We start from the raw sequence: 25,396 nt of genomic DNA, 5'->3' as shown, positions 1-25,396 counted from the left end.
TTTTTACCAACCCATTGATTTGCCGTAGCCTTCGATACTATCCATACTGAAAAACCATGCCCTTATACGGCCGTTGACTGTTCCCCCATGCGCAAACTTCTGTACCTGACTTTATCCATGGCGCTGGTCGCCGCCCTCACAACCTACGCCATGTGGGCCGCCGATCGCCCGATGGGCCATTACCTCTCGGACCTGCGCATCGATCTCGCTGTCGATCAGGGCCAGCCCGCTGATCGGGGCAACTTGCTGGGTATCCAGCCCGAGCTGTTTCCAACCGACTATCAAAGCCCGGAACGCTTGCACCGCAAGCTCGCCGCTTACCTGCAAAAGGCTCGGGATCAAGGTTTGTTGAATGCGAAAACCATTGTCGTGCTGCCGGAGCATATCGGCACGTGGCTGATGGTCAGCGGCGAAAAGGATGAGTTGTACCAGGCCACCACACTCAAGGAGGCCATGAACTGGCTGGCCGTGAGCAATCCGTTGAAGTTCGTCCGGGCACTGATCGGCGCCGAGGGTAGCAGCCGTCTGGACGATGCTCACTTGCGGATGAAAGCCAAAGGGATGGCCAAGGACTATCAGGCGCTGTTCGGCGGGCTGGCGAAAGAATTCGACGTGACACTGGTGGCTGGCTCCATCGTGTTGCCCGAGCCCAGCGTCATCGACGGCACACTGAAAATCGGTCGCGGCGCGCTGTATAACAGCAGTGTGGTATTCAGCCGCGAGGGTTTGCCCATCGGTCAGCCGCAGCGACAGATGCATCCGGTGTTTGAACAGCGGGATGCGATCAAGGCCAATGGCGAACATGCGCTCAATGTCGTCGACACCCCGGCCGGGCGTCTGGGCGTGCTGATCGGCAGCGACAGCTGGTACCCGGACAACTACCGCAAGCTCGACGCTGAACGGGCACAACTCGTCGCGGTCCCGGCGTTCGTTGTCGGCCGGGGCACCTGGGATCAACCATGGCGCGGCTACAAAGGTTCATCGACACCCGGCTCTGTCAGCCTCAAGCCCGGGGAGCTCAGCGAAGGCCAAGCGTGGCACCATTTGACCCTGACCACTCAAGCGCCCTCCAGCCAGGCTATCGCCGGCATGAGCGTGTTCTTGCGCGGCCAGTTCTGGGATCAGCCCAGCGCCGGGCAAAGTTTTCTCAGCCGCAACGGCCAACACTTTGCCGATGACAATGCCCGCGGCGCGCGTTTGTTGAACCTGTGGTTGTAAGCCATGAAACCATTGCCGATGCGTCTCGGCGATTTATCGGTGGGCTTCGTTCATAGCCTGGCGGACGCCGTGCGCAGCTTCGATGCGGACCCCCAGCCCCTGCTCGAGCAATACGGCCTGGACACGGCCCGCCTCAGCGAAGCGGGTGCGCGCCTTTCGATTCCGCGCTACATGCGTCTGGGACATGGTGCGATTCAGTTGACCGGCAACCCGGCGCTCGGCTTGCGCATGGGCCAACTCAGCCGCCTCAGCCAAGCGGGCCTGGCGGGCATCACGGCAGCCCAGGCACCCACGGTACGCGAGGCGGCGCGCTGCCTGATTCGCTTCGAAGCCTTGTATGGGTCCAACTATCGCGGCCATTCAAGCTTTCACGAAGACCCGCAGGGAGCCTGGCTGCGCTTTTACTCCATCAGCCCTTACAACAGCTACAACCGTTTCGTAGTGGATTCTATCCTCGCGGGCTGGTTGCAGCAGTTGTCCAGTGTGAGCCCTGCCCCACTGAGCGCCGAACGCATCGACATCGAATTCGAAGCACCCGACTACAGCGCCGCCTACGACGCGCTGGGCGACTGCACAATTCAATTTGGTGCCGAACACAATCAATTGCGCCTGAGCCTGGCCAGCCTCGCCCAACGCAATCCGGAGCACTGCCCGAGCACTTGGCGCCTCTTGCTGAGCTTGTGTGAACAGGAACTGGAGCAGCTGACACGCACCCGCAGCCTGCGTGAACGCATCACTCAGTTACTGGGGCCATTGCTCAATGGTGGCCGGGAACCCGACCTGGAAGAAGTGGCGGCACGCCTGAAGCTGCCCACCTGGACCTTGCGCCGCAAACTCGCCGAAGAAGGCACGCAATTTCGTGCAATCCTCAACGATACCCGTCGCGACCTGGCCATGACTTACATTCGCGATACTGAATTGGCGTTCGGCGAAATCGCCTACCTGCTGGGCTTTGCCTCAGCCGAAGCGTTTCAACGCGCGTTCAAACGCTGGACCAGCCAGACTCCCGGCGAGTTTCGCCGCAGCCACAGGCAATCGGCTTAAAGCAGCAAGCCTTGACGGCTTACAGCTCGGTAGCGTCTTCGGCAGGTTCCAGTGGGTCCAGTTCAAACGCCTGATACTCGAGCAGCTCTTCTTGATAATCGTCCATTTTCGAATCCCCCACAGCTTGTTGAAATTGCGTCTGACCCAGTGATCAGCGACTCCGAGGGTAAGGTGCCCGTGTGAAAGAAAAATGACGCGGGCACAACTCTGCGTCGCCTCTGAATAAAACGTAGCAGGGCATCAGGAATTTATCAGCGGCTTTTTTAATTCAGGCCGCCGAACGGCGGCCTGGCTTGATCTGTATCAATGTTTGCAAATGTTACTGGCCAGTAACCGGCATCGCCTGAATCGGCTCACTTGGCGCAGGCAAATCGCTGGGGTTGGCAGGCGGCGTGATGGTTTGCGCCTCAGGGGCGGGTTCCGAAGCCGGGGCGGTGGTGATCGGTGCGGCCTCAGGCGGCGGTGCTACCGGTTCAGAAGCGGCTGGCGCCACTTCAGCGGCCTTGGGTGCCTCGGCCGCGGGTGCAGGCGCTGCGGCGGCTTCCGGGGCCAATGATGCCGGTACAGCCTTGGGCTCAGGAACGCCCAGATCGGTTTTCGGTTTCTCGGTAATGTGCGCCGCTTCCTTTACTTCCTTGGGCAGGAACAGCTCGACCAAGGCAAAGAAACGCTCGTAGAACTTGGCGGAAGTCACGGTTTCGCTCGCGACCTTGACCATCGAGTCGTCCGACGAACCGATCGGCATCGACACCGACCCCAGCACGCCGACACCAAGACTGGCGGAGTTGTTGGTTTTCTTCAGTGCGTACTGGTCTTGCAAGGCGTTGGCGAACACGGTGGCGTGATGCCCGGCGCTACCATCTTCGGCACAGACCACACTGAAACTGATTTCCATGTGGGTCTCGCCGGTCTGCTGGAAGCTCTTGTGCCCGCTGACCAATTTCGGATCGCTGCTGGTGATGATGTAACCCTGGCTGAGCAAGGCCCGACGAGCGGCTTCACAAGACGCAGAATCGGTCACCGGATAGTTGCGGGAAAATGTTCCGGAGTCGTCGAAATTCTCATGCTCATAGATGGCGGTCTTCTTCGACGAACAACCGGCAGCAGTGGCCAGCAGCAACGCCAGCCCGACAACCCGCATGGGAAATGATTTAAACATTGAACATCCTGAGAAAAACGGTTCGGGGCGTATTGTGCAACAGATCGATGCTTAGCGGCGCAACGATTGTGTCTTAAAACAGTTACAGGTGTGTTGACTCCGATATTTGGCAAACGTCCCGCGCGTTCGTCGTTGCAGATGTAACAAAAAACCCCGACCTTTCGGGGCCGGGGTTTTTGTGAGACTCAACTCAAACCTGGATCAAAAACGCTTGATCTCGGCCTGGCTTTCCAGCTGCTTGCGATAAGCCGCGAAGTCTTGCTGGCCTACACGCGACGCGAGGAAGCGACGGTATTGAGCCTTCTCTTCTTCGGTAGGTGCTGCTGCTTCATTCACGCCATTGAGGCGTACGATCACCAGGCTGCCATCAGGCAGGGTCACGCTGCTGAACGTCGGCTTGTCCTTGCTGGCAGGCTTGGGCATGCGGAACAGCGCTTGCAACACAGCAGGGTCTACCCCTTCCTGAGCGCGGGTCGCCGCTTCAGTCACTTTCCAGGTCTGACCATCGATCGCCTTGTCCAGCGCAGTCTTGCCATCGCGCAGACTGACAATCAACTCCTCAGCCTTGGTCTTGGCAGCAGCACTGGCGTGTTCTTTGGTCAATTGCACTCGAATGGCAGCTGACACTTTTTCCAGCGGCAGTTGCGCAGGCTTGAGGTGTTCCTTGGCACGCAGCACGATTACGGTTTCCGGATCGAGCTCGATGGCGGTGCTGTTTGCACCCTCATCCAACACTTCGGGGCTGAACGCAGCCGTGACTACGGCACGGTTGGCCGCAATGCCTTCACCACCTTCACGGCCGAACGGCGCGGAGGTGTGAACGGTCAACTTCAAGTCCTGCGCTGGCTGGGCCAGATCGGAAGCCTCGAACGAAGCGTCTTCCAGTTGCTTGGTCGCCTCGACGAAACGCTGCTCAACCTGCGCGGCCTTCAGCTCACGGGTCAGCTTGTCTTTCAGGCTGGCGAGCGTCGGCACTTCAGGCGCTTCCACACCCAGCAGCTTGATCAGGTGAAAGCCGAAGTCGGTACGAACCGGCTCGGAAACCTGGTCCTTGTTCAACGAGTACAACGCTTTTTCGAATACAGGATCGTAAACGCCAGGACCGGCATAACCCAGATCACCGCCGTTGTTTGCCGAACCAGGATCCTGCGAGAACTCCTTGGCCAGCGCTTCGAACTTCTCACCCTTGTTCAGGCGTGCCTGGATCTCGTCAATCCTGGTTTTGGCCTGAGCTTCGGTAGTCTTGTCGTTCACTTCGATCAGAATGTGCGCAGCCCGGCGTTGCTCGGACAGGTTCGCGATTTCTTTCTGATACGCCGCTTGCAGGTCTTCGTCCTTGACGCTGACCTGATCAAAGAAAGAAGCCTTCTTCAACTCCAGGTAATCGATGATCACCTGATCCGGCGTCATGAATTCCTTGGCGTGTTCGTCGTAATACGCTTTGACTTCGTCGTCAGTCAGCTTCACCGCTGCCGGGTCGGCCTTGATGTTCAGGGAAGCGAAATCGCGGGTCTGTTTTTCCAGACGGGCGAAGGCCATTACCTGTGCATCCGTGACGAAACCACTGCCCGCCACACCGGCGCGCAATTGACCGATCAGCATTTCCTGAGCCAGCATCTGGCGGAATTGCATACGGCTGTAGCCCAGTTGGCGAATGACCTGATCGAAGCGCTCTGGACTGAACTTGCCATCCACCTGGAATTCAGGGGTTTGCAGGATGACCTGATCCAGGGCCGCTTCGGAGAAAGCGAACTTGGAGCTTTCTGCGCCTTGCAGCAGCAGTTTGCGATCGATCAAGCCTTTGAGAGCCGATTCGCGCAGCATTTTTTCGTCGAGCAAGGAAGCGTCGAAATCCTTGCCCAGCTGTTGCATGAGTTGACGGCGTTGCATATCGACCGCCTGACTCAGCTCGTTCTGGCTGATTTCTTCGCCGTTGACCTTCGCCGCTTCATTCTTGTTGGTCGTGGCCTGAAAAATGGCGTCGAAACCGGTCAAAGCCATCAGTGCAACGATGACCCCGATAATGGTCTTGGCAATCCAGCCTTGTGAATTGTCCCTGATATTCTGCAGCATGCGTCCCCCATAAACGGTTGAACTTCAAAATTAGGCAACCGTGGAGCGTGGGTAGAATCCGGATAGAAGAAAGGCGCATCCGAGGATGCGCCTTCTCGTAACTGGCGGAGCGGACCGATGACTCGAACTGGCGAGCCTCGGTGTCTCGGACCGGCGACCTGCCGACTGGACTACCGCTCCGCTGCCAGGTCAGGCTTGACCCCGACCCGGATAGGCAAAAACCTGAATCAAACTTAGTTGACAGCTTCTTTCAGTGCTTTACCGGCTTTGAAGCCTGGTTTTTTGGCTGCTGCGATTTCCAGTGTCTTACCGGTCTGTGGGTTACGACCAATGCGAGCTGGACGATCAGTTACGGAGAAGGTACCGAAACCAACCAGAACAACAGAGTCGCCAGCCTTGAGAGCGCCAGTGACGGATTCGATTACAGCGTCCAGCGCACGGCCAGCAGCAGCTTTCGGGATATCAGCGGATGCAGCGATAGCATCAATCAGTTCCGACTTGTTCACTCTAAGTCCCCTTATATCTATTTGAGTATGATTCTAAGTTTTTTTGGTGAAAGCAAAAACGAGTGCTGAATGGCCTACAGACACTTAAGAGCCGCTTTATAACAAGGGCTCTAAAAAGCTGTCAAGGAAGCCCCCCAGGCAAATACGTACTAATGCGTGCTAATTCTTTCCTTGGAATCGGACTCGCGTTTTTCATCCTTCGCGACAATCTCCGGAGCCACATCCGGCAAGGGCTCCGGCGCGTATTGCAGCGCAATTTGCAGGACCTCGTCAATCCATTTAACCGGTTTAATCTGTAGATCCTGCTTGATATTGTCAGGAATTTCCTTCAGATCGCGAACATTCTCTTCCGGAATGATCACTGTCTTGATTCCGCCGCGGTGAGCGGCGAGCAGTTTTTCCTTCAAACCACCGATCGCCAACACTTGCCCGCGCAAGGTGATCTCACCGGTCATGGCCACGTCCGCGCGCACAGGAATGCCGGTCAATGCCGATACCAGCGCCGTGCACATGCCTACGCCGGCACTAGGACCGTCTTTAGGCGTAGCCCCTTCCGGCATGTGGATGTGAGTGTCGCGCTTCTCGTGGAAGTCCAGGGGAATGCCCAGGCTCTTGGCACGGCTACGCACGACCGTCAGGGCCGCAGTGATCGATTCGACCATTACGTCACCCAACGATCCGGTTTTGATCAACTGCCCTTTGCCGGGCACGACAGCAGCTTCGATGGTCAACAACTCGCCACCCACCTGGGTCCACGCCAACCCGGTCACTTGACCGATCTGATCCTGTTGCTCTGCCAGGCCGTAACGGAATTTCCGTACGCCGAGGAAGTGCTCCAGATCGTCGGCAGTAACCTTCACCGAGAAGCGTTTTTCCAGCGCATGCTCTTTGACCGCCTTGCGGCAGACTTTGGCAATCTGACGTTCCAGCCCACGCACACCGGCTTCGCGAGTGTAGTAACGAATGATGTCGCGGATCGCTTCGGCGTCAAATTCCAGCTCGCCTTTCTTCAAACCGTTGGCAGTGATCTGCTTCGGCGAAAGATACTTGACGGCGATGTTGATCTTCTCGTCTTCGGTGTAGCCCGGCAGACGGATCACTTCCATCCGATCCAGCAGTGCCGGCGGAATGTTCATCGAGTTCGAGGTGCACAGGAACATCACATCGGACAGGTCGTAGTCGACTTCCAGATAGTGATCGTTGAAGTTGTGGTTCTGCTCCGGATCGAGCACTTCCAGCAACGCCGATGCCGGATCGCCACGCATGTCGCTGCCCATCTTGTCGATCTCGTCGAGCAAGAACAACGGGTTGCGAACGCCGACTTTCGTCATCTTTTGAATCAATCTTCCTGGCATCGAACCGATGTAAGTCCGGCGATGACCACGAATTTCCGCTTCATCGCGTACACCGCCGAGGGCCATGCGCACGAATTTGCGGTTGGTGGCGTGTGCGATCGACTCCGCGAGCGAGGTTTTACCCACGCCTGGAGGGCCGACCAGGCACAACACCGGACCCCGAATCTTCTTCACCCGCTTTTGCACGGCGAGGTATTCGAGGATGCGTTCTTTGACCTCTTCCAGACCGTAATGGTCGGCATCCAGAATGTCTTCTGCACGCGCCAGGTCCAGTCGAACCTTGCTCTGCGCCTTCCACGGCACCTGAACCAGCCAGTCGATGTACGAACGAACCACGGTCGCTTCCGCGGACATTGGCGACATCTGCTTGAGTTTGTTCAGTTCGGCCGTGGCCTTGGCCAGTGCGTCCTTTGGCAAGCCGGCGGCATCGATGCGCTTTTTCAGCTCTTCGACTTCGTTGTGGCCTTCGTCGCTGTCGCCGAGTTCTTTCTGAATGGCCTTCATCTGCTCGTTCAGGTAGTACTCGCGCTGACTGCGCTCCATTTGCTTTTTGACGCGACCACGAATGCGTTTTTCGACTTGCAGCAGGTCGATCTCGGCATCCAGCAACGCCAGAACGTGTTCGACCCGGGCCGACAGATCAATGATTTCGAGAATTTCCTGCTTCTGCTCGATTTTCAGCGCCATGTGCGCGGCCATGGTGTCGACCAGGCGCCCGGGCTCGTCGATGCTGTTGAGCGACGACAGGACTTCAGCCGGGACTTTCTTGCCCAACTGCACATATTGTTCGAACTGCGACAGCAAGCTGCGGACAAACACTTCCGACTCGCGCTCTGGCGCGTCAACTTCGTCGATCAGCGAGACCTCGGCACGGCAATGGCCGTCCACTTCGCTGAAGCGCTCCACAGCGCCCCGCTGCTCGCCTTCGACCAGAACCTTGACAGTGCCGTCAGGCAGCTTGAGCAGCTGCAGGACGGTAGCAATCGTACCCACGCGATAAAGCGCGTCTTCACCGGGATCGTCGTCAGCAGGGTTTCTCTGAGCCAGCAGAAGGATCTGCTTGTCGCCCGTCATCGCGGCCTCGAGGGCTTCGATGGATTTCTCGCGCCCCACGAACAGCGGGATAACCATGTGCGGATACACAACGACATCACGCAATGGCAGGAGAGGCAATTCGATGGTTGTCTTCATGATTTCGCCTCTACGGCGGCCATAAGGCCGGAAACAGATGGAAGTAAGCTTGAAACCAAGATGGGGGCAGCCTTGAAAAAAAACAAGCACAAAGACTGTGTAATAACATGCAAAAAGCAAAGGGGCCCGAAGGCCCCTTCTTTGTACCGGCTGCGTGACGCTTAGGCGTCTGGCGCGGCCTTGGCAGCAGGCTCACTGTTTTCATAGATATACAGTGGCTTGGACTTGCCTTCTATAACGCTTTCATCGATCACTACTTTACTCACCTCGGACTGCGAGGGGATTTCATACATAGTGTCGAGCAACACACCTTCGAGAATCGAGCGCAAACCACGAGCGCCGGTCTTGCGTTCCAGTGCGCGCTTGGCAACAGACTTCAGCGCGTCGGTACGGAACTCCAGGTCTACACCTTCCATCTCGAACAGCTTGGCGTATTGCTTGGTCAGAGCGTTCTTCGGCTCGGTGAGGATCTGCATCAACGCAGCCTCATCCAGCTCATCCAGCGTAGCGAGAACCGGCAGACGGCCGACGAATTCCGGGATCAGGCCGAACTTGACCAGATCGTCAGGCTCGACTTCACGCAGGGATTCACCAACCTTCTTGCCTTCTTCCTTGCTGCGCACTTCGGCGTTGAAACCGATGCCGCCCTTGGTGGAACGGTTTTGAATAACCTTTTCCAGACCGGAGAACGCACCACCGCAGATGAACAGGATGTTACGAGTGTCAACCTGCAGGAATTCCTGCTGCGGATGCTTGCGACCACCTTGCGGCGGAACGGAAGCGACCGTGCCTTCGATCAACTTGAGCAGGGCCTGCTGCACGCCTTCACCGGAAACGTCCCGGGTGATCGACGGGTTGTCAGACTTGCGCGAGATCTTGTCGATTTCGTCGATGTAGACAATGCCCATCTGGGCCTTTTCCACGTCGTAATCGCACTTCTGCAACAGCTTCTGAATGATGTTCTCGACATCTTCACCCACGTAACCCGCCTCGGTGAGGGTGGTTGCGTCGGCGATGGTGAACGGAACGTTCAGCAAGCGGGCCAGTGTTTCGGCAAGCAGGGTTTTACCCGAGCCTGTCGGGCCGATCAGCAAGATGTTGCTTTTGCCGAGTTCGACGTCGTCATTCTTTTTGTCACGCTGGTTCAGGCGCTTGTAGTGGTTGTACACCGCTACGGCCAGAACCTTTTTCGCACGCTCCTGACCAATCACATACTGATCAAGGATGCCGCTGATTTCTTTAGGCGAAGGCAATTTATGCGCGCTGCTTTCGGCCTGTGCTTCCTGCACCTCCTCGCGGATGATGTCATTGCACAGGTCGACGCACTCGTCGCAGATAAAGACCGAGGGGCCGGCAATCAATTTGCGCACTTCATGCTGGCTTTTGCCACAGAAGGAGCAATAGAGCAGCTTGCCGTTGTCCTCGCCGTTGCGGGTGTCAGTCATTCGTTCGATCCAAATCCGATAGGCTTGCAACACAAGATGAAGGCTATTGCGGGCTTTTTCAAGCCCGCCGCTGATCAGACGCGCCGACCAAGCCTATTTTGAGCTGCTTATTTTTAAGCTGGGCGCTGGTTGATCACTTCATCGATCAAACCGTATTCCTTCGCAGCTTCTGCACTCATGAAGTTGTCGCGGTTGGTATCGCGCTCGATTTCTTCCAGAGTGCGACCGCTATGCTTGGCCATCAGCGTGTTCAGACGCTCGCGGATGAAGAGGATTTCCTTGGCATGGATTTCGATATCCGAAGCCTGGCCCTGGAAACCGCCCAGTGGCTGGTGAATCATCACACGCGAGTTCGGCAGGCAGTAACGCTTGCCTGGTGCACCGGCCGTCAGCAGGAACGCGCCCATGCTGCACGCTTGACCGATACAGGTGGTCGATACGTTGGGTTTGATGAACTGCATGGTGTCGTAGATCGACATGCCCGCTGTCACCGAACCGCCCGGGGAGTTGATATAGAGATGGATGTCCTTGTCCGGGTTTTCCGCTTCAAGGAACAGCAGTTGCGCACAGATCAGGTTGGCCATGTAGTCCTCTACCGGGCCAACCAGAAAAATCACTCGCTCCTTGAGGAGGCGCGAGTAGATATCGTAGGCGCGCTCGCCACGAGCGGACTGCTCGACAACCATCGGGACCAGACCGCCTGCGGCCTGGATATCAGAGTTCTGCTGAATATACGAATTACGGAACATGCTCTGCAGTCACTCCCAAATAGTTATGTCTTGAATACGCATAAGCCAGCTCGAGAGCTGGCTTATGGTGTGTGCTTCTTAGCGCAAAAACAATCAGTCGGCTTGTGGAGCTTCTACCGGCTTGACCGCTTCTTCGTAAGAGACCGATTTTTCGGTCACGCTAGCTTTCTGCAGAACAGTATCCACAACTTGCTCTTCCAGCACAACCGAACGAACTTCGTTCAGTTGCTGGTCGTTCTTGTAGTACCAGGACACAACTTGCTCAGGCTCCTGGTAAGCAGAAGCCATCTCCTGAATCATTTCGCGAACGCGAGCTTCGTCAGGCTTGAGGTCGAATTGCTTGACCACTTCAGCCACGATCAGACCCAGCACCACACGGCGCTTGGCTTGTTCTTCGAACAGCTCGGCAGGCAGTTGGTCAGGCTTGATGTTGCCGCCGAACTGCTGAACAGCCTGCACGCGCAGACGGTCAACTTCGTTGGACAGCAGAGCCTTCGGCACTTCGATCGGGTTGGTGGCCAGCAGACCATCCATTACCTGATTCTTGACCTTGGATTTGATCGCCTGACGCAGCTCACGCTCCATGTTCTTGCGAACTTCGGCGCGGAAGCCTTCCAGACCGGTTTCCTTGATGCCGAATTGAGCGAAGAACTCTTCGGTCAGCTCTGGCAGTTTTGGCTCGGAAACAGTGTTCACGGTCACGGTGAACTCAGCGGCTTTGCCAGCCAGGTCGAGGTTCTGGTAATCCTCAGGGAAGGTCAGGTTCAGAACACGCTCTTCGCCAGCTTTAGCGCCAACCAGGCCGTCTTCGAAGCCAGGGATCATGCGGCCGGAACCCAGAACCAGCTGAGTACCTTTGGCGGAACCGCCAGCGAACACTTCACCGTCGACCTTGCCAACGAAATCGATGTTCAGCTGGTCTTCGTTCTGGGCAGCACGATCGGCCACTTCGAAACGGGTGTTCTGCTTGCGCAGGATGTCCAGCATCTTGTCCAGATCGGCATCAGCCACGTCAGCGCTCAGGCGCTCTACGGTGATACCTTCGAAACCGGCAACGGTGAACTCAGGGAACACTTCGAAAACTGCGACGTATTCCAGGTCCTTGCCCGCTTCCAGGGATTTCGGCTCGATCGAAGGCGAACCCGCCGGGTTCAGCTTTTGCTCGACAACAGCCTCGTAGAAGGAAGACTGGATGACGTCGCCTACAGCTTCCTGGCGAGCTTCGGCGCCAAAACGACGCTTGATTTCGCTCATTGGCACTTTGCCTGGACGGAAGCCAGCAATCTTGGCCTTTTGGGCAGTCTGCTGCAGACGCTTGTTGACCTGAGTCTCGATGCGCTCAGCCGGCACGGTGATGCTCATGCGGCGCTCAAGAGCAGAAGTATTTTCAACAGAAACTTGCATGGATATTCCTCGTTGCACAGACGTTAGCCGGCCGTTTCCGACCCCAGAATCAAGGGCATGCATTCTAGTGGGTCAAACTCAAGAAGTCACCCCACTGAAAACGGGTAAAAAAACAGCAGGCAATTTATAGGTGCGAAGGCACGGATGCACTTCGCTCCGGTGGCAAATACAACCAATCACGCCAGGGCTCTGCACCAACCCTTCCTTATATAGAAGCGGTACCAGGCATCTCCCCGACAGCCAACCCGGCGAGCAAGGCCGGTGGGCAGCACGGCATCATCGAGTAACATAAATACGACGAAACGCCCTGCCCTGCGACCCAGTACCTGCAGCCGCTGAAAACTCGATCTTCTGAAACAAAAAAGGCGCCAGACTATTAATCTGGCGCCTTTCGGAATATGGGGTGGACGATGGGGATCGAACCCACGACAACGGGAGTCACAATCCCGTGCTCTACCAACTGAGCTACGCCCACCATATTGCGTAACAAAGAAGCCAAACAACTTCTTTGCTGAACTTCAATCCTGCCAATCGACATGATCGAAGCTTTATTTGGTGCGGATGAAGAGACTCGAACTCTTACGCCTCGCGGCGCTGGAACCTAAATCCAGTGTGTCTACCAATTCCACCACATCCGCGGAGTGAAGCTTTTAAAGCAAAGGCGCCAGACTGTTAATCTGGCGCCTTTCGAAATATGGGGTGGACGATGGGGATCGAACCCACGACAACGGGAGTCACAATCCCGTGCTCTACCAACTGAGCTACGCCCACCATATTGCGCTACTTGTGCCAAAGCTGCCTAATGGCGCACCCGGCAGGACTCGAACCTGCGACCATCCGCTTAGAAGGCGGATGCTCTATCCAGCTGAGCTACGGGCGCCTTGTTAGCTGTACCCTTGAAGGACTACAAACTAAGTGCTTTTCAGCCTTGCAGAACCTTGATTCCGCTCGGCCTTCTCAACCAGTGCTAGGCTGTGCCCGACAAGTGCGACGAATAGTATAGAGCGCCCTAAAGGTCGTCAAATCCTTTTTAAAAAAAATTCATTTAATTAAAGGGGTTAGAGGAATTTGCAGACCAAGCGCCTTTGCCCTCACCGCATGACATGCGAGAATGCGTTCTCTTTTTTTCCCCTCTCGATGGTTAATCACGCGCAATGACTGCACAACTAATCGACGGCAAATCGATCGCCGCCAGCCTGCGCCAGCAGATCGCCCAACGTGTCACCGAGCGTCGCCAGCAAGGCCTGCGCACGCCGGGCCTCGCGGTGATCCTGGTCGGCAGCGATCCTGCCTCTCAGGTTTATGTCTCGCACAAGCGTAAAGACTGTGAAGAGGTCGGCTTCCTTTCCCAGGCTTACGACCTGCCTTCCGAAACCACTCAAGAAGCACTGGCCGATCTGATCGATCGCCTGAATGACGATCCCGCCATTGATGGCGTCCTGTTGCAGCTTCCTCTGCCTGAACACCTGGACGCGTCCAAACTGCTGGAGCGCATTCGTCCGGACAAAGACGTCGACGGCTTCCATCCCTACAACGTCGGCCGCCTTGCCCAGCGCATTCCACTGCTGCGCCCGTGCACGCCAAAAGGCATCATGACCCTGCTGGAAAGCACCGGTGCCGATCTGTACGGAATGAATGCCGTGGTCGTCGGTGCATCCAACATTGTTGGCCGCCCGATGGCGATGGAGTTGCTGCTGGCCGGTTGCACCGTGACCGTCACCCACCGATTCACCAAGGATCTGGCTGGCCACGTCGGTCGCGCCGATCTCGTCGTCGTTGCCGCTGGCAAGCCCGGCCTGGTCAAGGGTGAGTGGATCAAGGAAGGCGCGATCGTGATCGACGTCGGCATCAACCGCCAGGAAGACGGCAAGCTGGTTGGCGACGTGATCTACGAAACCGCCCTGCCCCGCGCCGGCTGGATCACTCCGGTACCCGGCGGCGTCGGTCCGATGACCCGCGCCTGCCTGCTGGAAAACACCCTGTACGCAGCCGAAACCCTGCACAGCTAAGCCTCGCTGCATAGATGACCGGCAACACAAGGAACCCCGCCCATGGCGGGGTTCTTTTTTGCCTGCGCAGCAGCTTCGACCATCCGCCGGAAAATAACTTTTTTTTCATGTTTTCCGGGACTTTCACCTGGTACTTGAACAACCATCGACAGTTATTCAGCCATACTCCAGAATGTCGCGCTTTTCGAGAAATAGCCCGTTACAACACGGCATATCAACACTTTATGAGTCTGCCAGCGTGAAAATCCGTCTTTCCATCCTGAGCCTATTTTTTGCAGTTACAGGGACTTTCATCACGCCAATCGCCAGCGCTGGCGAAACCACTGCAGCGCCTCGATCCACCTCGCAACTCAAACTCGCTTCCGGCAGCTCTTTACTGCTGGATATCCAGACCAACAAAGTCATCTACGCCAGCAACCCCGACGTTGTCGTGCCCATCGCTTCCGTCAGCAAACTGATGACCGGCCTGGTCGTGGTGGAAGCCCGGCAGAACATGGACGAGTACATCAACATCAACATCAGCGACACGCCAGAAATGAAGGGTGTGTATTCCCGGGTAAAACTCAAGAGCGAGTTGCCACGCCGGGAAATGCTGCTGATTGCCCTGATGTCGTCGGAAAACCGCGCCGCCGCGAGCCTCGCCCACCATTATCCGGGTGGTTACGCCGCGTTTATTGCGGCGATGAATGCCAAAGCCCGGGCCCTGGGCATGACCAATACCCATTTCGTCGAGCCAACAGGTCTCTCCCCGCGCAACGTTTCGACCGCACGTGATTTGAGCAAACTGCTGATCGCCGCGCACAAGTATCCGCTGCTGACCGAGTTGAGCACGACCAAGGAAAAAACCGTTACGTTCCGCAAACCCGTCTACAGCCTGGGCTTTCGCAACACCGACCATTTGGTCCGCAAGCCGGACTGGGACATCCAGCTGACAAAGACCGGTTTCACCAACGCAGCAGGTCACTGTCTGGTGCTCGTAACTCGGATGAGCAACCGCCCGGTGGCCCTGGTCATACTCGACGCCTATGGCAAATACACCCACTTTGCCGATGCCACGCGCATGCGTAATTGGGTTGAGAGTGGAAAAAGCGCGGACGTGCCTTCGGTTGCCCTGCAATACAAAGCGGATAAAAACCTGAAGCAACGTCAGAGCGGTGTCGTCGAAGCTTCAAAGTAAATACTGACAACCGCAAGCAAAAGCCCCGAATATTCGGGGCTTTTTTCTTCAATCGTTGGGCAGCGGCATCTGGTCGTCATCCGGAATGCCATCGCCTTTGCTTGGGTCTCGCCAGCTCTGGGGATGCTCGGTTGGCGCCACCGTCGGCCGAGCCAGCGGATCGCGCATCGGGCTATCCGGATCCAGTACGGGATCGATGTCCTCTTGCGGTGTAGTGGGAACGGTTTCCGGGCGTTTATCGTTGAAACTCGAATCAGTGGACATACACACCTCCATCAGACCTGAGGTTTCAGGTCACCGAGTGGATCGTAGGGCTTTGCGGGAGCCTTAGGGTCATCGCCCGGCTTCACGTCTTTAGGCGCCTTGGCCGGTCCGATGGGATCGACCTGAGGGTCGGCGAGGTCAGGAGAATCGGGGTCGAAGCCCAGCTCATCGCCGGACGAATGCTCAGACGAATGCGGGCCAGCGGGAGTATTGGAATGTGCCATGAGCGCCTCCTGATCGCGGCCCGAAAAGACGGGCCTTGATAGTCAGAGGATACCGCTGCGCAGGGGTGCCCGGCAGATGACGAACGGGCTTAATGGGCGCCCAAGGCTTTTTTGGCTTTTGCCGCCGCCTGCTCCTGGCCGGCCTGGGCGAGATCGTTTGCCGCCTTCAGCCAGCGCTGCTGGTCGACGTCGGCGGGAATCTGCGTTGGCGCCTGAATCAACACCGCCCAGCCACCCGCATCCTTGAATGCCGATTCGAACGAACCGAAGCTCATCAGCAGCCGCTGATCCATCCCGGCTCGCAGTAATACAGTCTGCTTCTGCCGGTTGTACCCCGTGAGAATGGCATAACGCGGCTCGGACCAAAGCGCCGAACCTTCGGTAAACCGCACCATGACCGGATACCCGGCCGCCACCTGAGTCAGCAAGGCTGGCAGGTTGCTGTCCAGCGGATAGACCATCATCCCGTACTCGCGGGCGAGGTTTTGCATGTTCTGTTGCAATTGGGCTTCGGCGCCCGGCAGACGCAGCGGTTTATCCAGCAGGCCCGGAGTGATCACGATGCCTTGCTGGGACAACATGCTCGCCAGCACCTGCGGCCCGCTTTGATTGGCCACGCCCTTGTAGAAGCGACCACTGAGCTCCACCCGTTCCGGCAGACGCTTGATTTGTGGTGCCACGCTCCCCGCGCAGCCCGCCAGACCGGCGACACAACCCACGATGACCGCCACTGAAAGCATTCGAGAAATTACCCGCACCATCATCACTCTCTTGTTCAGACGCCAGGCAATCCGCTTCCCGGCTTGGCCGTCGATCATAGGACGCCACGGAGCATCGGTATAGCCTTAACCGGTAGTTGGCTGGTTTGCATAGAGCGAACTGGTTGATGGCTGTCGACCTTCGGTCAATAGCCTGAAACACGACAGCGACTAGACTGTCACTTGCATAGCGTGTCCGCCCGCTGCAGGGCAAAGAGGAGGCATCGATGAGCCTGATTATGACAATCGTGATGTTGATCAGCGGCTGGTTGGCCGTAGCCGCCGCCATGTTATGGGGCGTTCTGCGCGTTACCCGCCGGCACCATCCCTCAGCTCATTCAGCACCCGCGCCGAAAGCCGAAGAACCAGCCGCACACCACGTCACCGCGCACTGACGCCTACCGGATAAAAAAAAGGCCGCCTGGACTCTCTTGAGTTCAGGCGGCCGTTCATTTAGCGAAGATTAAGCTTCAGCAGCTACACGCTTCTGTCTCGCCCGGCGAGACATCATGTTCAGCACTTCGATAGCAGCCGAGAATGCCATGGCGGCATAAACGTAGCCTTTCGGTACATGGGCGCCGAAACCTTCGGCGATCAGCGTCATGCCGATCATGATCAGGAAGCCCAGGGCCAGCATGACCACAGTCGGGTTGTCGTTGATGAACTTGGCCAGTGGATCAGCCGCCAGCAACATCACCAGTACCGACACCACGACCGCAATGATCATGATCGGCAAATGCTCGGTCATGCCGACGGCGGTAATGATGCTGTCGATAGAGAACACCATGTCCAGCATCAGAATCTGACCAATGGCCGCGGCAAAGCCCAGGGTCACGGTCGAGGTTGCCGACTTCGGATCTTCCGGCGCCGGGTCCATGCTGTGATGGATCTCGGTGGTTGCCTTCCACAGCAGGAACAAGCCACCAGCAATCAGGATCATGTCTTTCCAGGAGAACGCATGGCCGAGAATTTCAATGACCGGCGCGGTCAACTGGACAATGAATGCGATGGTGCTGAGCAAGCCCAAGCGCAGGATCAGCGCCATGCCGATACCGATGCGCCGCGCTTTCTGCCGATGCTGCTCGGGCAGTTTGTTGGTCAGGATCGAGATGAAGATCAGGTTATCGATGCCGAGCACGATTTCCATCACCACCAGGGTGGCCAGGGCAACCCAGGCAGTGGGGCTGGCGGCTAGTTGTAAAAGGTATTCCATGGGTCAGTCCTGGCTCGCTGTAAGACGGTTTAGATTTCCTGGGAAGAAGATTCGGTTTTTTCCGATTCTTTTTCTGATTCTTTTTTGCTGATCAGTCCGCCAGTGGCGTCACTGAGCGCCTGTTCGGCGGCTTTGTGGGTATCGTCTATGGCCTGCTTGGCGCTTTCCGCCGCCTTACCCATCAATTGCTGAGCGCTTTTTTCCGCCTGGTCGCAACCGGCCAACACCAGTAAAGATGAGATCAACAACACCGTAGCTTTGAATTTCATGATGCTTCCCTCGATAGAACGAACGGGACCGAAACGATGGCCCGTTGATAGCGAGGCATTCTAGGGAGATGAATACTTCAGGAAAATTCGTTTTTTTACCGGCTATACTTCGGTTTTTGCGAACTATGAAAACGACATGCTCAACTATCGGCAATTACATTACTTCTGGGTCGTGGCCAAGACCGGCAGCATCGTTCGCGCCTGCGAACAACTGAACCTGACGCCACAGACCATCAGCGGGCAAATTTCCCTGCTCGAACAAACGTACGGAATCGAACTGTTTCGCCGGGTCGGAAGGCAACTGGAACTCACCGAAGCCGGGCGGCAGACCCTGCCCTACGCCGAGCAAATGTTTCAGCTGGGCGGTGAGCTGGAGCTGATGCTGCGTGCGCAGCCCAATGAACAGCAGATTCTGTTCCGGGTCGGCGTCGCCGATGTAGTGCCCAAATCCATCGTCTATCGGCTGATTGCGCCAACCATGGAATTGAGTGAACCGCTACGCATTACCTGTCGCGAGGACAAACTGGAGCGCCTGCTTGCCGACCTCGCGATCCAGCGCCTGGACCTGGTGATATCCGACAGCCCGATGCCGTCGCACCTGGATATCAAGGGCTACAGCCAGAAACTCGGTGAATGCGGGATCAGTTTTTTTGCCACCCCTGAGCTCGCGGCACAATATGGCCAGGATTTCCCCCGCAGCCTGCATGGCGCGCCTTTGCTGATTCCGGGACCGGAAACCGTGGTCCGCAGCCGTTTGCAACGCTGGTTCGCCGAACAGCAAATTCAGCCGCAAATTGTCGGCGAGTTCGACGACAGCGCGTTGATGCAGGCCTTTGGTCAATCCGGCAGCGGGATTTTCATCGGCCCGAGCGTGATCGCCGATGAAGTGAAACGCCAGTGCGGCGTGGAAGTGATTGGCCAGACCGACGCGGTGAGCGAGTCGTTCTACGCCATTTCGGTGGAACGCAAGGTCAAGCACCCCGGCATTGTCGCCATTACCGAAGGTGCCCGACGCGAGTTGTTTACGGCGCTGTGACCACTTCCCGGGGCTTGAAGGTCATCAGGGCGATGGCCAACAGGATCGATGCCAGGATAAAAGCCGCCGCGGCAAAACCAAGGCCTTGCAGGCCTACACTGTCGATCACCCGGCCGCCGATCATGGCGCCCAGGCCAATACCGAGGTTGGCCCCGGCAATGTTCAGCGACGCGGCGAACGCCGGCGCCTGCGGTGCCGCCTTCATCAAACGCACATGGCTGACCAGGAACATCGCCGCCTGCGTCACGCCCCAGATGCCCATCGCCGCCGCCAGCCCCACGGGCGAATGAATGTTCGGCACCAGCGCCACCAGCCCGGCGATCATGAATGCGCAAAACATCATCGACGCCATCAGCGGATGACGGTCTACCGCGCGACCACCCAGCGAATTGCCGATCAACCCGACCGCGCCGAAACCCATCAGGCACCAGCCAACCACGGTGCCGTTGAAGCCGGCCAGGCGCTCGAGGATGTCCGCCAGATAGGTATAAGCAGTGAACATGCCGCTGAACACAATCACCGACAACAACACGTGACCGATCATCAACGGGCTGCGCAGGATCTTGAACTGCGATAGAAAACTCACCTGATGTTGATGCAGGCTGGTTTTTGGCAAATAGATAAACAGCAACAACGCCTTGGCAAACGCGATGACAGCCAGGATCGCGAAAGCACTGCGCCAGCCGAAGGCATCGGAAATCAGTGTGCCCACGGGTATGCCGAACACCGTGGCGCAGACAATACCGAAGCCGATCTTGGCAATGGCCCGTCCCGCGTAGTCCGGCCCGACAATATCGACCGCTGTTTCACTGGCCAGGGCCCAGAACACCGGCAACCCCAGCGCCGGGATCAGCCGCGCGAACGCCATGACCCAGATATTCGGCGCCAGTGCCGCCAGTGTGTTGGCCAGACCAAACATGATCAACACCGAAATAAACAGCTTGCGCCGCTCGAAGCGCGCGAAGTACGCCGTCAGAAATGGGCCGAAGGCAGCAACAGTGAAAGCGAACAGCGTCACCAGCAGACCCGCTTGCGGGATGCTGACGCCTAGATCACGGGCGATGGCCGGCAACAGGCCGACGATGACGAACTCCGTGGTCAGCACCGTGAACCCGGCGGCAGACAACAGAAGGATGGGCAACAGCATGCAAAACTCCAGAAAACGAGAACACCAGCGATAGCCCGAAGGCTCACTGGCAATATGAAAATGAGGATGGCGAATCTTAACAGAGTGCTTGCGGATGCGGTTGCACGAACCTGCAATTCGCGTTGAATGCCGGGGTGGCAGTTCGTCACAGGTCTGAAGGATCGCACCTACGCTGTGATAAAGTCCGCGCCCTGAAAAATGTACACCCTGTGGTGAATGTCCGGTCGGTTAGTCGAGACACCCATGGCGAGGGAGCTTGCTCCCTCGCCACAGGAATCAACGCTGGCATTTGCCCTGTGTTTCCTTCTCGGTTTCCTGCCTGCGGCCTGCCCTGTTTGTTGCCGCAAACCTGCGAAACCATGCATTAATAAAAATCAGAGATGCTGTTTTATGACTGCTTCATCCCCTTCTCTATTACACCGCATTAAACGCTTGAGCCTGGTCACGCAGATCGTGATCGGCCTGATCGCCGGTATTACCCTGGCGCTGCTTGCCCCCGACGCGGCGAAATCCACGGCGTTCATTGGCAAAGTGTTTGTCTCGGCACTGAAAGCCGTCGCACCGATTCTGGTGTTCATACTGGTGATGGCGTCCATCGCCAACCACAAGCACGGCCAGGAAACCCATATCCGACCGATTCTGTTCCTGTATCTACTGGGGACGTTCGCCGCTGCAGTGGTCGCGGTGATTGCCAGCATGATGTTCCCGTCCAGCCTTGTGCTGTCGACGCAGGACGTGGCGGTGACAGCGCCGGGCGGCATTGGCGAAGTGCTGCAAAGCCTGCTGTTGAGTGTGGTGGATAACCCGATCAGTGCGCTGATGAATGCCAACTTCATCGGCATCCTGGCCTGGGCCATCGGCATGGGTATCGCCATCCGCCATGCGGGCGACACGACGCGTGAAGTGCTGGGCGACCTGTCCAACGGCGTGACGGTTATCGTGCGGCTGGTCATCAGCTTCGCGCCGCTGGGGATTTTCGGCCTGGTGGCTTCGACCCTGGCGACGTCGGGTTTTGGTGCCTTGATCGGCTACGCGCATCTGTTGGCCGTGCTGCTGGGTTGCATGTTGTTCGTGGCGCTGGTGATGAACCCGCTCATCGTGTTCTGGAAACTGCGCCGCAACCCGTATCCGCTGGTACTGACCTGCTTGCGCGAGAGCGGCATCACCGCATTCTTCACCCGCAGTTCGGCAGCGAACATTCCGGTCAACCTGGAGTTGAGCAAGCGTCTGGGCCTGCACGAAGACACCTACTCGGTGTCGATCCCTTTGGGTGCGACCATCAACATGGCCGGTGCTGCGATCACTATCACCGTACTGACGTTGGCGGCCGTGCACACACTGGGGATCACCGTGGATATCCCGACTGCGATCCTGCTCAGCGTCGTCGCGGCAATCTGCGCCTGCGGCGCTTCGGGTGTGGCGGGTGGTTCGCTGTTGCTGATTCCACTGGCGTGCAGCCTGTTCGGCATTCCAAGCGAAATCGCCATGCAGGTGGTAGCCGTTGGTTTCATTATTGGTGTGTTGCAGGATTCGGCGGAGACCGCTCTGAATTCTTCCACTGATGTGCTGTTCACGGCGGCGGCTTGCCTGGGTGAAGAGCAGAAAGCCGAACGGCTGGCGTAGTACATCGCCACTCCCACAGCAGATCGCTTGCCCATGAAAAAGCCCCCGCAGCCAAAGGCTCCGGGGGCTTTTTTACATCTGGACGGTTTAGAACGCGCCCATGTAATCGCGCTTGCCCACTTCCACACCGTTGTGGCGCAACAGCGCATAAGTGGTGGTGACGTGGAAGAAGAACTGCGGCAGGCCGTAGGTCAGCAGGTAAGCCTGGCCAGAAAAACGCTTTTCTTTCGGCGTGCCAGGACGGGTGACGATCTCGATGCCTTCCTTGCCATTGATCTGCTCAGGCGTGAACTCGCCGATGTAGGCCAGAACCTTGGTGATCAGCGCTTGCAGCTCGGCGAAACTGGTTTCGGTGTCGTCGTACTTCGGCACTTCAACCTCGGCCAGACGCGAAGAAACGCCCTTGGCGAAATCGACGGCGATTTGCACCTGGCGCACCAGCGGGAACATGTCCGGGTACAGGCGGGCTTGCAGGAAGGCGTTCGGGTCGATGTTCTTGGCGGTGGCGTGGGCCTCGGCTTTTTTCAGTACATCGCTCAGGGCGTTGAGCATTTGCTGGAAAACAGGAACGGAGGCGTCGTACAGGGAAATGGTCATGGCAGTCTCGCGTGATGACAGGAGGAAACGTGGGGCCGATTATAGCCATGCGCGACCGTCCTGCGGCTTGTCTTTTATCCTGCAAGGATTAGGCTAGGCTGCTTCGATGGCACAGGGAAAAGCGCGATGAGCACTGAACAAGAACAGACCTTTGACGAACCACGCCTGAACGGCACGGAAATCCGCATTCTGGGTTCGTTGATCGAGAAACAGGCCACCAGCCCGGAAACCTATCCGCTTACCCTCAATGCCCTGGTGATTGCCTGCAACCAGAAAACCAGCCGCGAACCGGTGATGAACCTCACTCCCGGCCAGGTTGGGCAGAGCCTGCGTGCACTTGAAGGACGCGGTTTCACCAAACTGGTGATGGGCAGCCGCGCAGATCGCTGGGAACACAAAGTCGACAAGGCGTTGGAGTTGGTGCCGCCTCAGGTGATTCTGACCGGGCTGATGTTTTTGCGCGGACCGCAGACAGTCAACGAACTGCTGACCCGCAGTGGTCGCATGCATGAGTTTGAAGATGCCGAACAGGTGGTGCATCAGCTCGAGCGCTTGATTGCGCGAGGGCTGGCGGTGCTGATTCCGCGACAGGCGGGGCAGCGCGAAGACCGTTATACCCATGCGCTGGGCGATCCGGCGGATATCGAGGCGATTCTCGCGGCGCGGCAGAACCCGTCGGAACGCGGCGCCGGCAGCGGTGTTTCGGTTGAGCGGATAGAGGAGCTGGAGGCGCGGATTGCGGCGCTGGAAGAGCGGCTGGCGCGGCTGGAATAACCGATCGGCTGGTCACCTTGGTGTTGGATTTAGCGCCGTCATCGCCAGCAGGCTGGCTCCCACATTGAAATGCATTCCATTGTGGGATCACAGCTAGCCTGCTGACGATGTGGCCGGTTCAAACAACAAGAGAACAGGGTTTATCAACCCCGCGCAAACGCCACCGCTTTCTGAAACTGTTCCTCTGTCGGGCGAACGCCGGTGTACAGCACAAACTGCTCCAAGGCCTGGATTGCAATCACTTCCAGCCCGGTAATGACCTTCTTGCCCTCGGCACGCGCCCGCACGATCAGCGGGGTTTCCGACGGTATCGCCACCACATCGAAGACGATATCCGCAGCCTTGATGACTTCGACGTCGAAGGCCAATTTACCGGCTTCTGCCCCGCCATCCATGCCCACCGGGGTTACGTTGACCAGCATCTGCGGACGACGGGTACCCAGGTCCGCTTGCCATTCATAACCCAGGGATTGGGCCAAAGCGCGGCCGGCGCGTTCGTTACGGGCCACGATCAAGCCGTTTTTGTAACCACCGTCACGCAGGGCACTGGCAACAGCCTTGGCCATGCCACCGCTGCCGCGCAGCGCAAATGAAGTGTCCTTGGGCACTTCGTGGGTTTGCAGCAGTTGGGCCACGGCAATGTAATCAGTGTTGTAGGCCTTGAGATGGCCGTCGGTGTTAACGATGGTGTTGATCGATTGAATGGCGGCGGCGGAAGCGTCCATTTCATCGACCAAGGCAATACAGGCTTCCTTGAACGGCATGGACACGCCACACCCGCGAATGCCCAGCGCACGAATACCGCCCACGGCACCCGGCAGATCCTGACTGCTGAACGCCTTGTAATAGAAATTCAACCCCAACTGCTCATACAGATGATTGTGAAATCGCAGGCCAAAGTTGCCGGGGCGCCCGGAAAGTGACATGCACAACTGAGTGTCTCGATTGGGGTTCATCTGCATGAAGATCTCCTTCTAACGCACTTTCAGATGGACGGGATTAGCCAGCCCAAGTGTTCTGATCAATGATAATTGCGTACCTGTCGGCGGCACCTGCAACCGTCAGAAAACCGGTACAGACCTTACACAAAATTTACCCTGCGGCTGTGCTGATTTTCAAAAAAACGCTGTCTTAGAAGTATCCCCGCGACAAACCTTGAGTCTATTGCAGACACAAGCGCCGGGGCGAAGAAGCGAGGAACTATCATGATCCGTACAATCCCCACAGTGGCCTTGCTGATCGGCGCTCTGACTATCGCCGGGCAGGCAGAGGCGCATGGCGGTGGCGGCGGCGGTTGGGAAGGCCCGGCGGTATTTGGCGCGATCGTGGGCACGGCCATCGTTGGCTCGGCCATCATCAACAGCAACCGACCGGTGTACGTCGCGCCGCAACCGGTCTATGCCCAGCCGGCCCCGGTCTATTACGCACCGCCACCGCCTCCGGTCTACTACCAACCGGCTCCAGTGTACGTGCAACAGCCGATCTACTACCGTCCGGCGCCGGTCTATTACGGGCCACCCCGTGGCTATTACGGCCCACCCCGCGGTTACTATCGCCCCCGTTACGGTCACTACTGACTGGTTCATCAAGCCCCGCAGTGACGGCTAGATGCTGTTCACTTAAAGCATCCTGTGGCGAGGGAGCTCGTCTTTGAGTGAGCAGTATTGCGCTGTGATAGCGGGGCTTTTTTGGCCCGTTGTTTCGTCCTGAACAACGCTTTCACCTTCTGACTTATCATCAGGCTGGTCTGAATAAATCTCGCCGAGGTCGCTCTCGGGACAGCGGGCCGGGCATAAATGGGCAACAGTGTCGCGACACTGTTTCTGCCGCGCGGCAGCCAACGGTCATATTTATGTCATGTCAGGTCTGCAAGCTCGGACCTGTCCGTCAAGAACAGGTTGATAACAACAAGGACGACCTCATGCCAACGCAAAATCCGCACCGCATTGTCGGCCTGTGCACTTCAAGCAAGGTGTACAACGCGCTGACCGAACTCAAGCACCTGGAAGGTCATCGCAGCGCCAAGTTCCTTTCGCTGCTGACGCAAAACCTGGTGCGCAAAGGCCTGCTCAATGAGCAGGAAGTGGTGCACATGCTCGACCAGGTCGTCGATTGAGCGACAGCGGGTCAATTGCCCTCACTCGCATCAATGACCACTATC

Annotated in this window: 25 protein-coding genes and 5 tRNA genes; 10 read left to right on the top strand and 20 right to left on the bottom strand. The window is 57.4% G+C overall.

From position 1 onward, the window contains the following. The first annotated feature begins 87 nt into the window (after positions 1 to 87). Complete coding sequence (locus D8U73_RS08825) at positions 88 to 1,218, top strand: nitrilase-related carbon-nitrogen hydrolase (RefSeq protein ID WP_130904246.1); 1,131 nt, start codon at positions 88 to 90, stop codon at positions 1,216 to 1,218. A 3-nt stretch (positions 1,219 to 1,221) separates the two neighbouring features. Next, positions 1,222 to 2,262: an AraC family transcriptional regulator gene (locus D8U73_RS08820; protein ID WP_130904245.1), complete on the top strand. Its 1,041-nt coding sequence runs from the start codon at positions 1,222 to 1,224 to the stop codon at positions 2,260 to 2,262. Positions 2,263 to 2,581: 319 nt separating this feature from the next. Here the strand turns inward: D8U73_RS08820 and D8U73_RS08815 are convergent, their stop codons facing one another. The 12 genes from D8U73_RS08815 to D8U73_RS08760 form a co-directional block, all read right to left on the bottom strand. Further along, on the bottom strand, positions 2,582 to 3,421 hold the full coding sequence (locus D8U73_RS08815; protein ID WP_130904244.1) for a DUF2242 domain-containing protein: 840 nt from the start codon (positions 3,419 to 3,421) through the stop codon (positions 2,582 to 2,584). A 201-nt stretch (positions 3,422 to 3,622) separates the two neighbouring features. Continuing rightward, a complete protein-coding gene (locus tag D8U73_RS08810; protein ID WP_056854738.1) occupies positions 3,623 to 5,494 on the bottom strand; it encodes a SurA N-terminal domain-containing protein in 1,872 nt (623 codons plus the stop codon). A gap of 102 nt (positions 5,495 to 5,596) precedes the next feature. After that, positions 5,597 to 5,674: transfer RNA gene (locus D8U73_RS08805), tRNA-Leu, on the bottom strand. 53 nt (positions 5,675 to 5,727) lie between these two features. Then, entirely contained in the window at positions 5,728 to 6,000 is a 273-nt protein-coding gene (locus D8U73_RS08800) for an HU family DNA-binding protein (RefSeq protein WP_002552737.1), read from the bottom strand. Positions 6,001 to 6,149: 149 nt separating this feature from the next. Beyond that, the gene (lon, locus tag D8U73_RS08795) at positions 6,150 to 8,546 is read right to left on the bottom strand and encodes an endopeptidase La (RefSeq protein WP_056854739.1); all 2,397 of its coding nucleotides are present in this window, start codon (positions 8,544 to 8,546) and stop codon (positions 6,150 to 6,152) included. 161 nt (positions 8,547 to 8,707) lie between these two features. Further along, positions 8,708 to 9,991, bottom strand: coding sequence for an ATP-dependent Clp protease ATP-binding subunit ClpX (gene clpX / locus D8U73_RS08790; RefSeq protein ID WP_046032565.1), 1,284 nt, complete (start codon positions 9,989 to 9,991; stop codon positions 8,708 to 8,710). A 113-nt stretch (positions 9,992 to 10,104) separates the two neighbouring features. Next, the gene (gene clpP, locus D8U73_RS08785) at positions 10,105 to 10,740 is read right to left on the bottom strand and encodes an ATP-dependent Clp endopeptidase proteolytic subunit ClpP (protein ID WP_053161532.1); all 636 of its coding nucleotides are present in this window, start codon (positions 10,738 to 10,740) and stop codon (positions 10,105 to 10,107) included. A gap of 93 nt (positions 10,741 to 10,833) precedes the next feature. After that, positions 10,834 to 12,144 carry a trigger factor gene (tig, locus tag D8U73_RS08780; RefSeq protein ID WP_130904243.1) on the bottom strand — a complete coding sequence of 437 codons (1,311 nt, stop codon included), beginning with the start codon at positions 12,142 to 12,144 and terminating at the stop codon, positions 10,834 to 10,836. A 399-nt stretch (positions 12,145 to 12,543) separates the two neighbouring features. Then, positions 12,544 to 12,619, bottom strand: a tRNA-His gene (locus D8U73_RS08775). Between the two features lie 78 nt (positions 12,620 to 12,697). Continuing rightward, positions 12,698 to 12,782: transfer RNA gene (locus D8U73_RS08770), tRNA-Leu, on the bottom strand. Positions 12,783 to 12,839: 57 nt separating this feature from the next. Further along, positions 12,840 to 12,915: transfer RNA gene (locus tag D8U73_RS08765), tRNA-His, on the bottom strand. A 32-nt stretch (positions 12,916 to 12,947) separates the two neighbouring features. Then, a tRNA-Arg gene (locus D8U73_RS08760) sits at positions 12,948 to 13,024 on the bottom strand. A 274-nt stretch (positions 13,025 to 13,298) separates the two neighbouring features. Between D8U73_RS08760 and folD the strand changes: the two genes are divergently transcribed. Further along, positions 13,299 to 14,153, top strand: a complete 855-nt coding sequence (folD, locus tag D8U73_RS08755) for a bifunctional methylenetetrahydrofolate dehydrogenase/methenyltetrahydrofolate cyclohydrolase FolD (RefSeq protein WP_056854741.1) — start codon at positions 13,299 to 13,301, stop codon at positions 14,151 to 14,153. Between the two features lie 238 nt (positions 14,154 to 14,391). Further along, entirely contained in the window at positions 14,392 to 15,330 is a 939-nt protein-coding gene (gene pbpG / locus D8U73_RS08750; RefSeq protein ID WP_056854742.1) for a D-alanyl-D-alanine endopeptidase, read from the top strand. 48 nt (positions 15,331 to 15,378) lie between these two features. Here pbpG and D8U73_RS08745 read toward each other — a convergent pair whose 3' ends face one another. The 3 genes from D8U73_RS08745 to D8U73_RS08735 form a co-directional block, all read right to left on the bottom strand. After that, positions 15,379 to 15,594 (bottom strand): hypothetical protein, encoded by a 216-nt coding sequence (locus D8U73_RS08745; RefSeq protein WP_056854743.1) that lies wholly within the window; start codon positions 15,592 to 15,594, stop codon positions 15,379 to 15,381. An 11-nt stretch (positions 15,595 to 15,605) separates the two neighbouring features. Then, positions 15,606 to 15,818, bottom strand: a complete 213-nt coding sequence (locus D8U73_RS08740; RefSeq protein ID WP_056854744.1) for a DUF6021 family protein — start codon at positions 15,816 to 15,818, stop codon at positions 15,606 to 15,608. Positions 15,819 to 15,907: 89 nt separating this feature from the next. Beyond that, positions 15,908 to 16,636, bottom strand: a complete 729-nt coding sequence (locus D8U73_RS08735) for a peptidase C39 family protein (protein WP_130904242.1) — start codon at positions 16,634 to 16,636, stop codon at positions 15,908 to 15,910. A gap of 167 nt (positions 16,637 to 16,803) precedes the next feature. Between D8U73_RS08735 and D8U73_RS08730 the strand changes: the two genes are divergently transcribed. Beyond that, on the top strand, positions 16,804 to 16,971 hold the full coding sequence (locus tag D8U73_RS08730) for a hypothetical protein (protein WP_177336586.1): 168 nt from the start codon (positions 16,804 to 16,806) through the stop codon (positions 16,969 to 16,971). A gap of 68 nt (positions 16,972 to 17,039) precedes the next feature. Here the strand turns inward: D8U73_RS08730 and D8U73_RS08725 are convergent, their stop codons facing one another. After that, a complete protein-coding gene (locus D8U73_RS08725) occupies positions 17,040 to 17,789 on the bottom strand; it encodes a TerC family protein (protein WP_056854746.1) in 750 nt (249 codons plus the stop codon). A 29-nt stretch (positions 17,790 to 17,818) separates the two neighbouring features. Then, positions 17,819 to 18,058, bottom strand: coding sequence for a hypothetical protein (locus tag D8U73_RS08720; protein ID WP_130904240.1), 240 nt, complete (start codon positions 18,056 to 18,058; stop codon positions 17,819 to 17,821). Between the two features lie 136 nt (positions 18,059 to 18,194). Between D8U73_RS08720 and nhaR the strand changes: the two genes are divergently transcribed. Next, on the top strand, positions 18,195 to 19,094 hold the full coding sequence (gene nhaR, locus D8U73_RS08715) for a transcriptional activator NhaR (protein WP_130904239.1): 900 nt from the start codon (positions 18,195 to 18,197) through the stop codon (positions 19,092 to 19,094). On the opposite strand, the gene D8U73_RS08710 is transcribed toward nhaR, so the two are convergent. Next, positions 19,081 to 20,241: an MFS transporter gene (locus D8U73_RS08710; protein WP_056854749.1), complete on the bottom strand. Its 1,161-nt coding sequence runs from the start codon at positions 20,239 to 20,241 to the stop codon at positions 19,081 to 19,083. The two genes, nhaR and D8U73_RS08710, sit on opposite strands and share 14 nt — an antisense overlap. Positions 20,242 to 20,631: 390 nt before the next feature. On the opposite strand from D8U73_RS08710, the gene sstT reads away from it, so the two are divergent. After that, positions 20,632 to 21,864, top strand: a complete 1,233-nt coding sequence (gene sstT, locus D8U73_RS08705; protein WP_056854750.1) for a serine/threonine transporter SstT — start codon at positions 20,632 to 20,634, stop codon at positions 21,862 to 21,864. Positions 21,865 to 21,951: 87 nt separating this feature from the next. Here the strand turns inward: sstT and D8U73_RS08700 are convergent, their stop codons facing one another. Continuing rightward, positions 21,952 to 22,461, bottom strand: coding sequence for a DUF1993 domain-containing protein (locus D8U73_RS08700; RefSeq protein ID WP_130904238.1), 510 nt, complete (start codon positions 22,459 to 22,461; stop codon positions 21,952 to 21,954). A 126-nt stretch (positions 22,462 to 22,587) separates the two neighbouring features. Here D8U73_RS08700 and D8U73_RS08695 point away from each other — a divergent pair, with 126 nt between their 5' ends. Next, a complete protein-coding gene (locus D8U73_RS08695; protein ID WP_130904237.1) occupies positions 22,588 to 23,235 on the top strand; it encodes a DUF480 domain-containing protein in 648 nt (215 codons plus the stop codon). Between the two features lie 143 nt (positions 23,236 to 23,378). Here the strand turns inward: D8U73_RS08695 and D8U73_RS08690 are convergent, their stop codons facing one another. Continuing rightward, on the bottom strand, positions 23,379 to 24,197 hold the full coding sequence (locus D8U73_RS08690) for a shikimate 5-dehydrogenase (RefSeq protein ID WP_130904236.1): 819 nt from the start codon (positions 24,195 to 24,197) through the stop codon (positions 23,379 to 23,381). A 243-nt stretch (positions 24,198 to 24,440) separates the two neighbouring features. On the opposite strand from D8U73_RS08690, the gene D8U73_RS08685 reads away from it, so the two are divergent. Beyond that, positions 24,441 to 24,812 (top strand): hypothetical protein, encoded by a 372-nt coding sequence (locus D8U73_RS08685; RefSeq protein ID WP_056854754.1) that lies wholly within the window; start codon positions 24,441 to 24,443, stop codon positions 24,810 to 24,812. 344 nt (positions 24,813 to 25,156) lie between these two features. Next, complete coding sequence (locus tag D8U73_RS08680) at positions 25,157 to 25,351, top strand: hypothetical protein (RefSeq protein WP_034149937.1); 195 nt, start codon at positions 25,157 to 25,159, stop codon at positions 25,349 to 25,351. The last annotated feature ends 45 nt before the right edge of the window (positions 25,352 to 25,396 follow it).

This window comes from Pseudomonas sp. Sample_22 (assembly GCF_004307635.1).
GTDB lineage: Bacteria > Pseudomonadota > Gammaproteobacteria > Pseudomonadales > Pseudomonadaceae > Aquipseudomonas.
The sequence above is the reverse complement of the archived record's forward strand: the minus strand, read 5'-3'. Positions and strand labels throughout refer to the sequence as shown.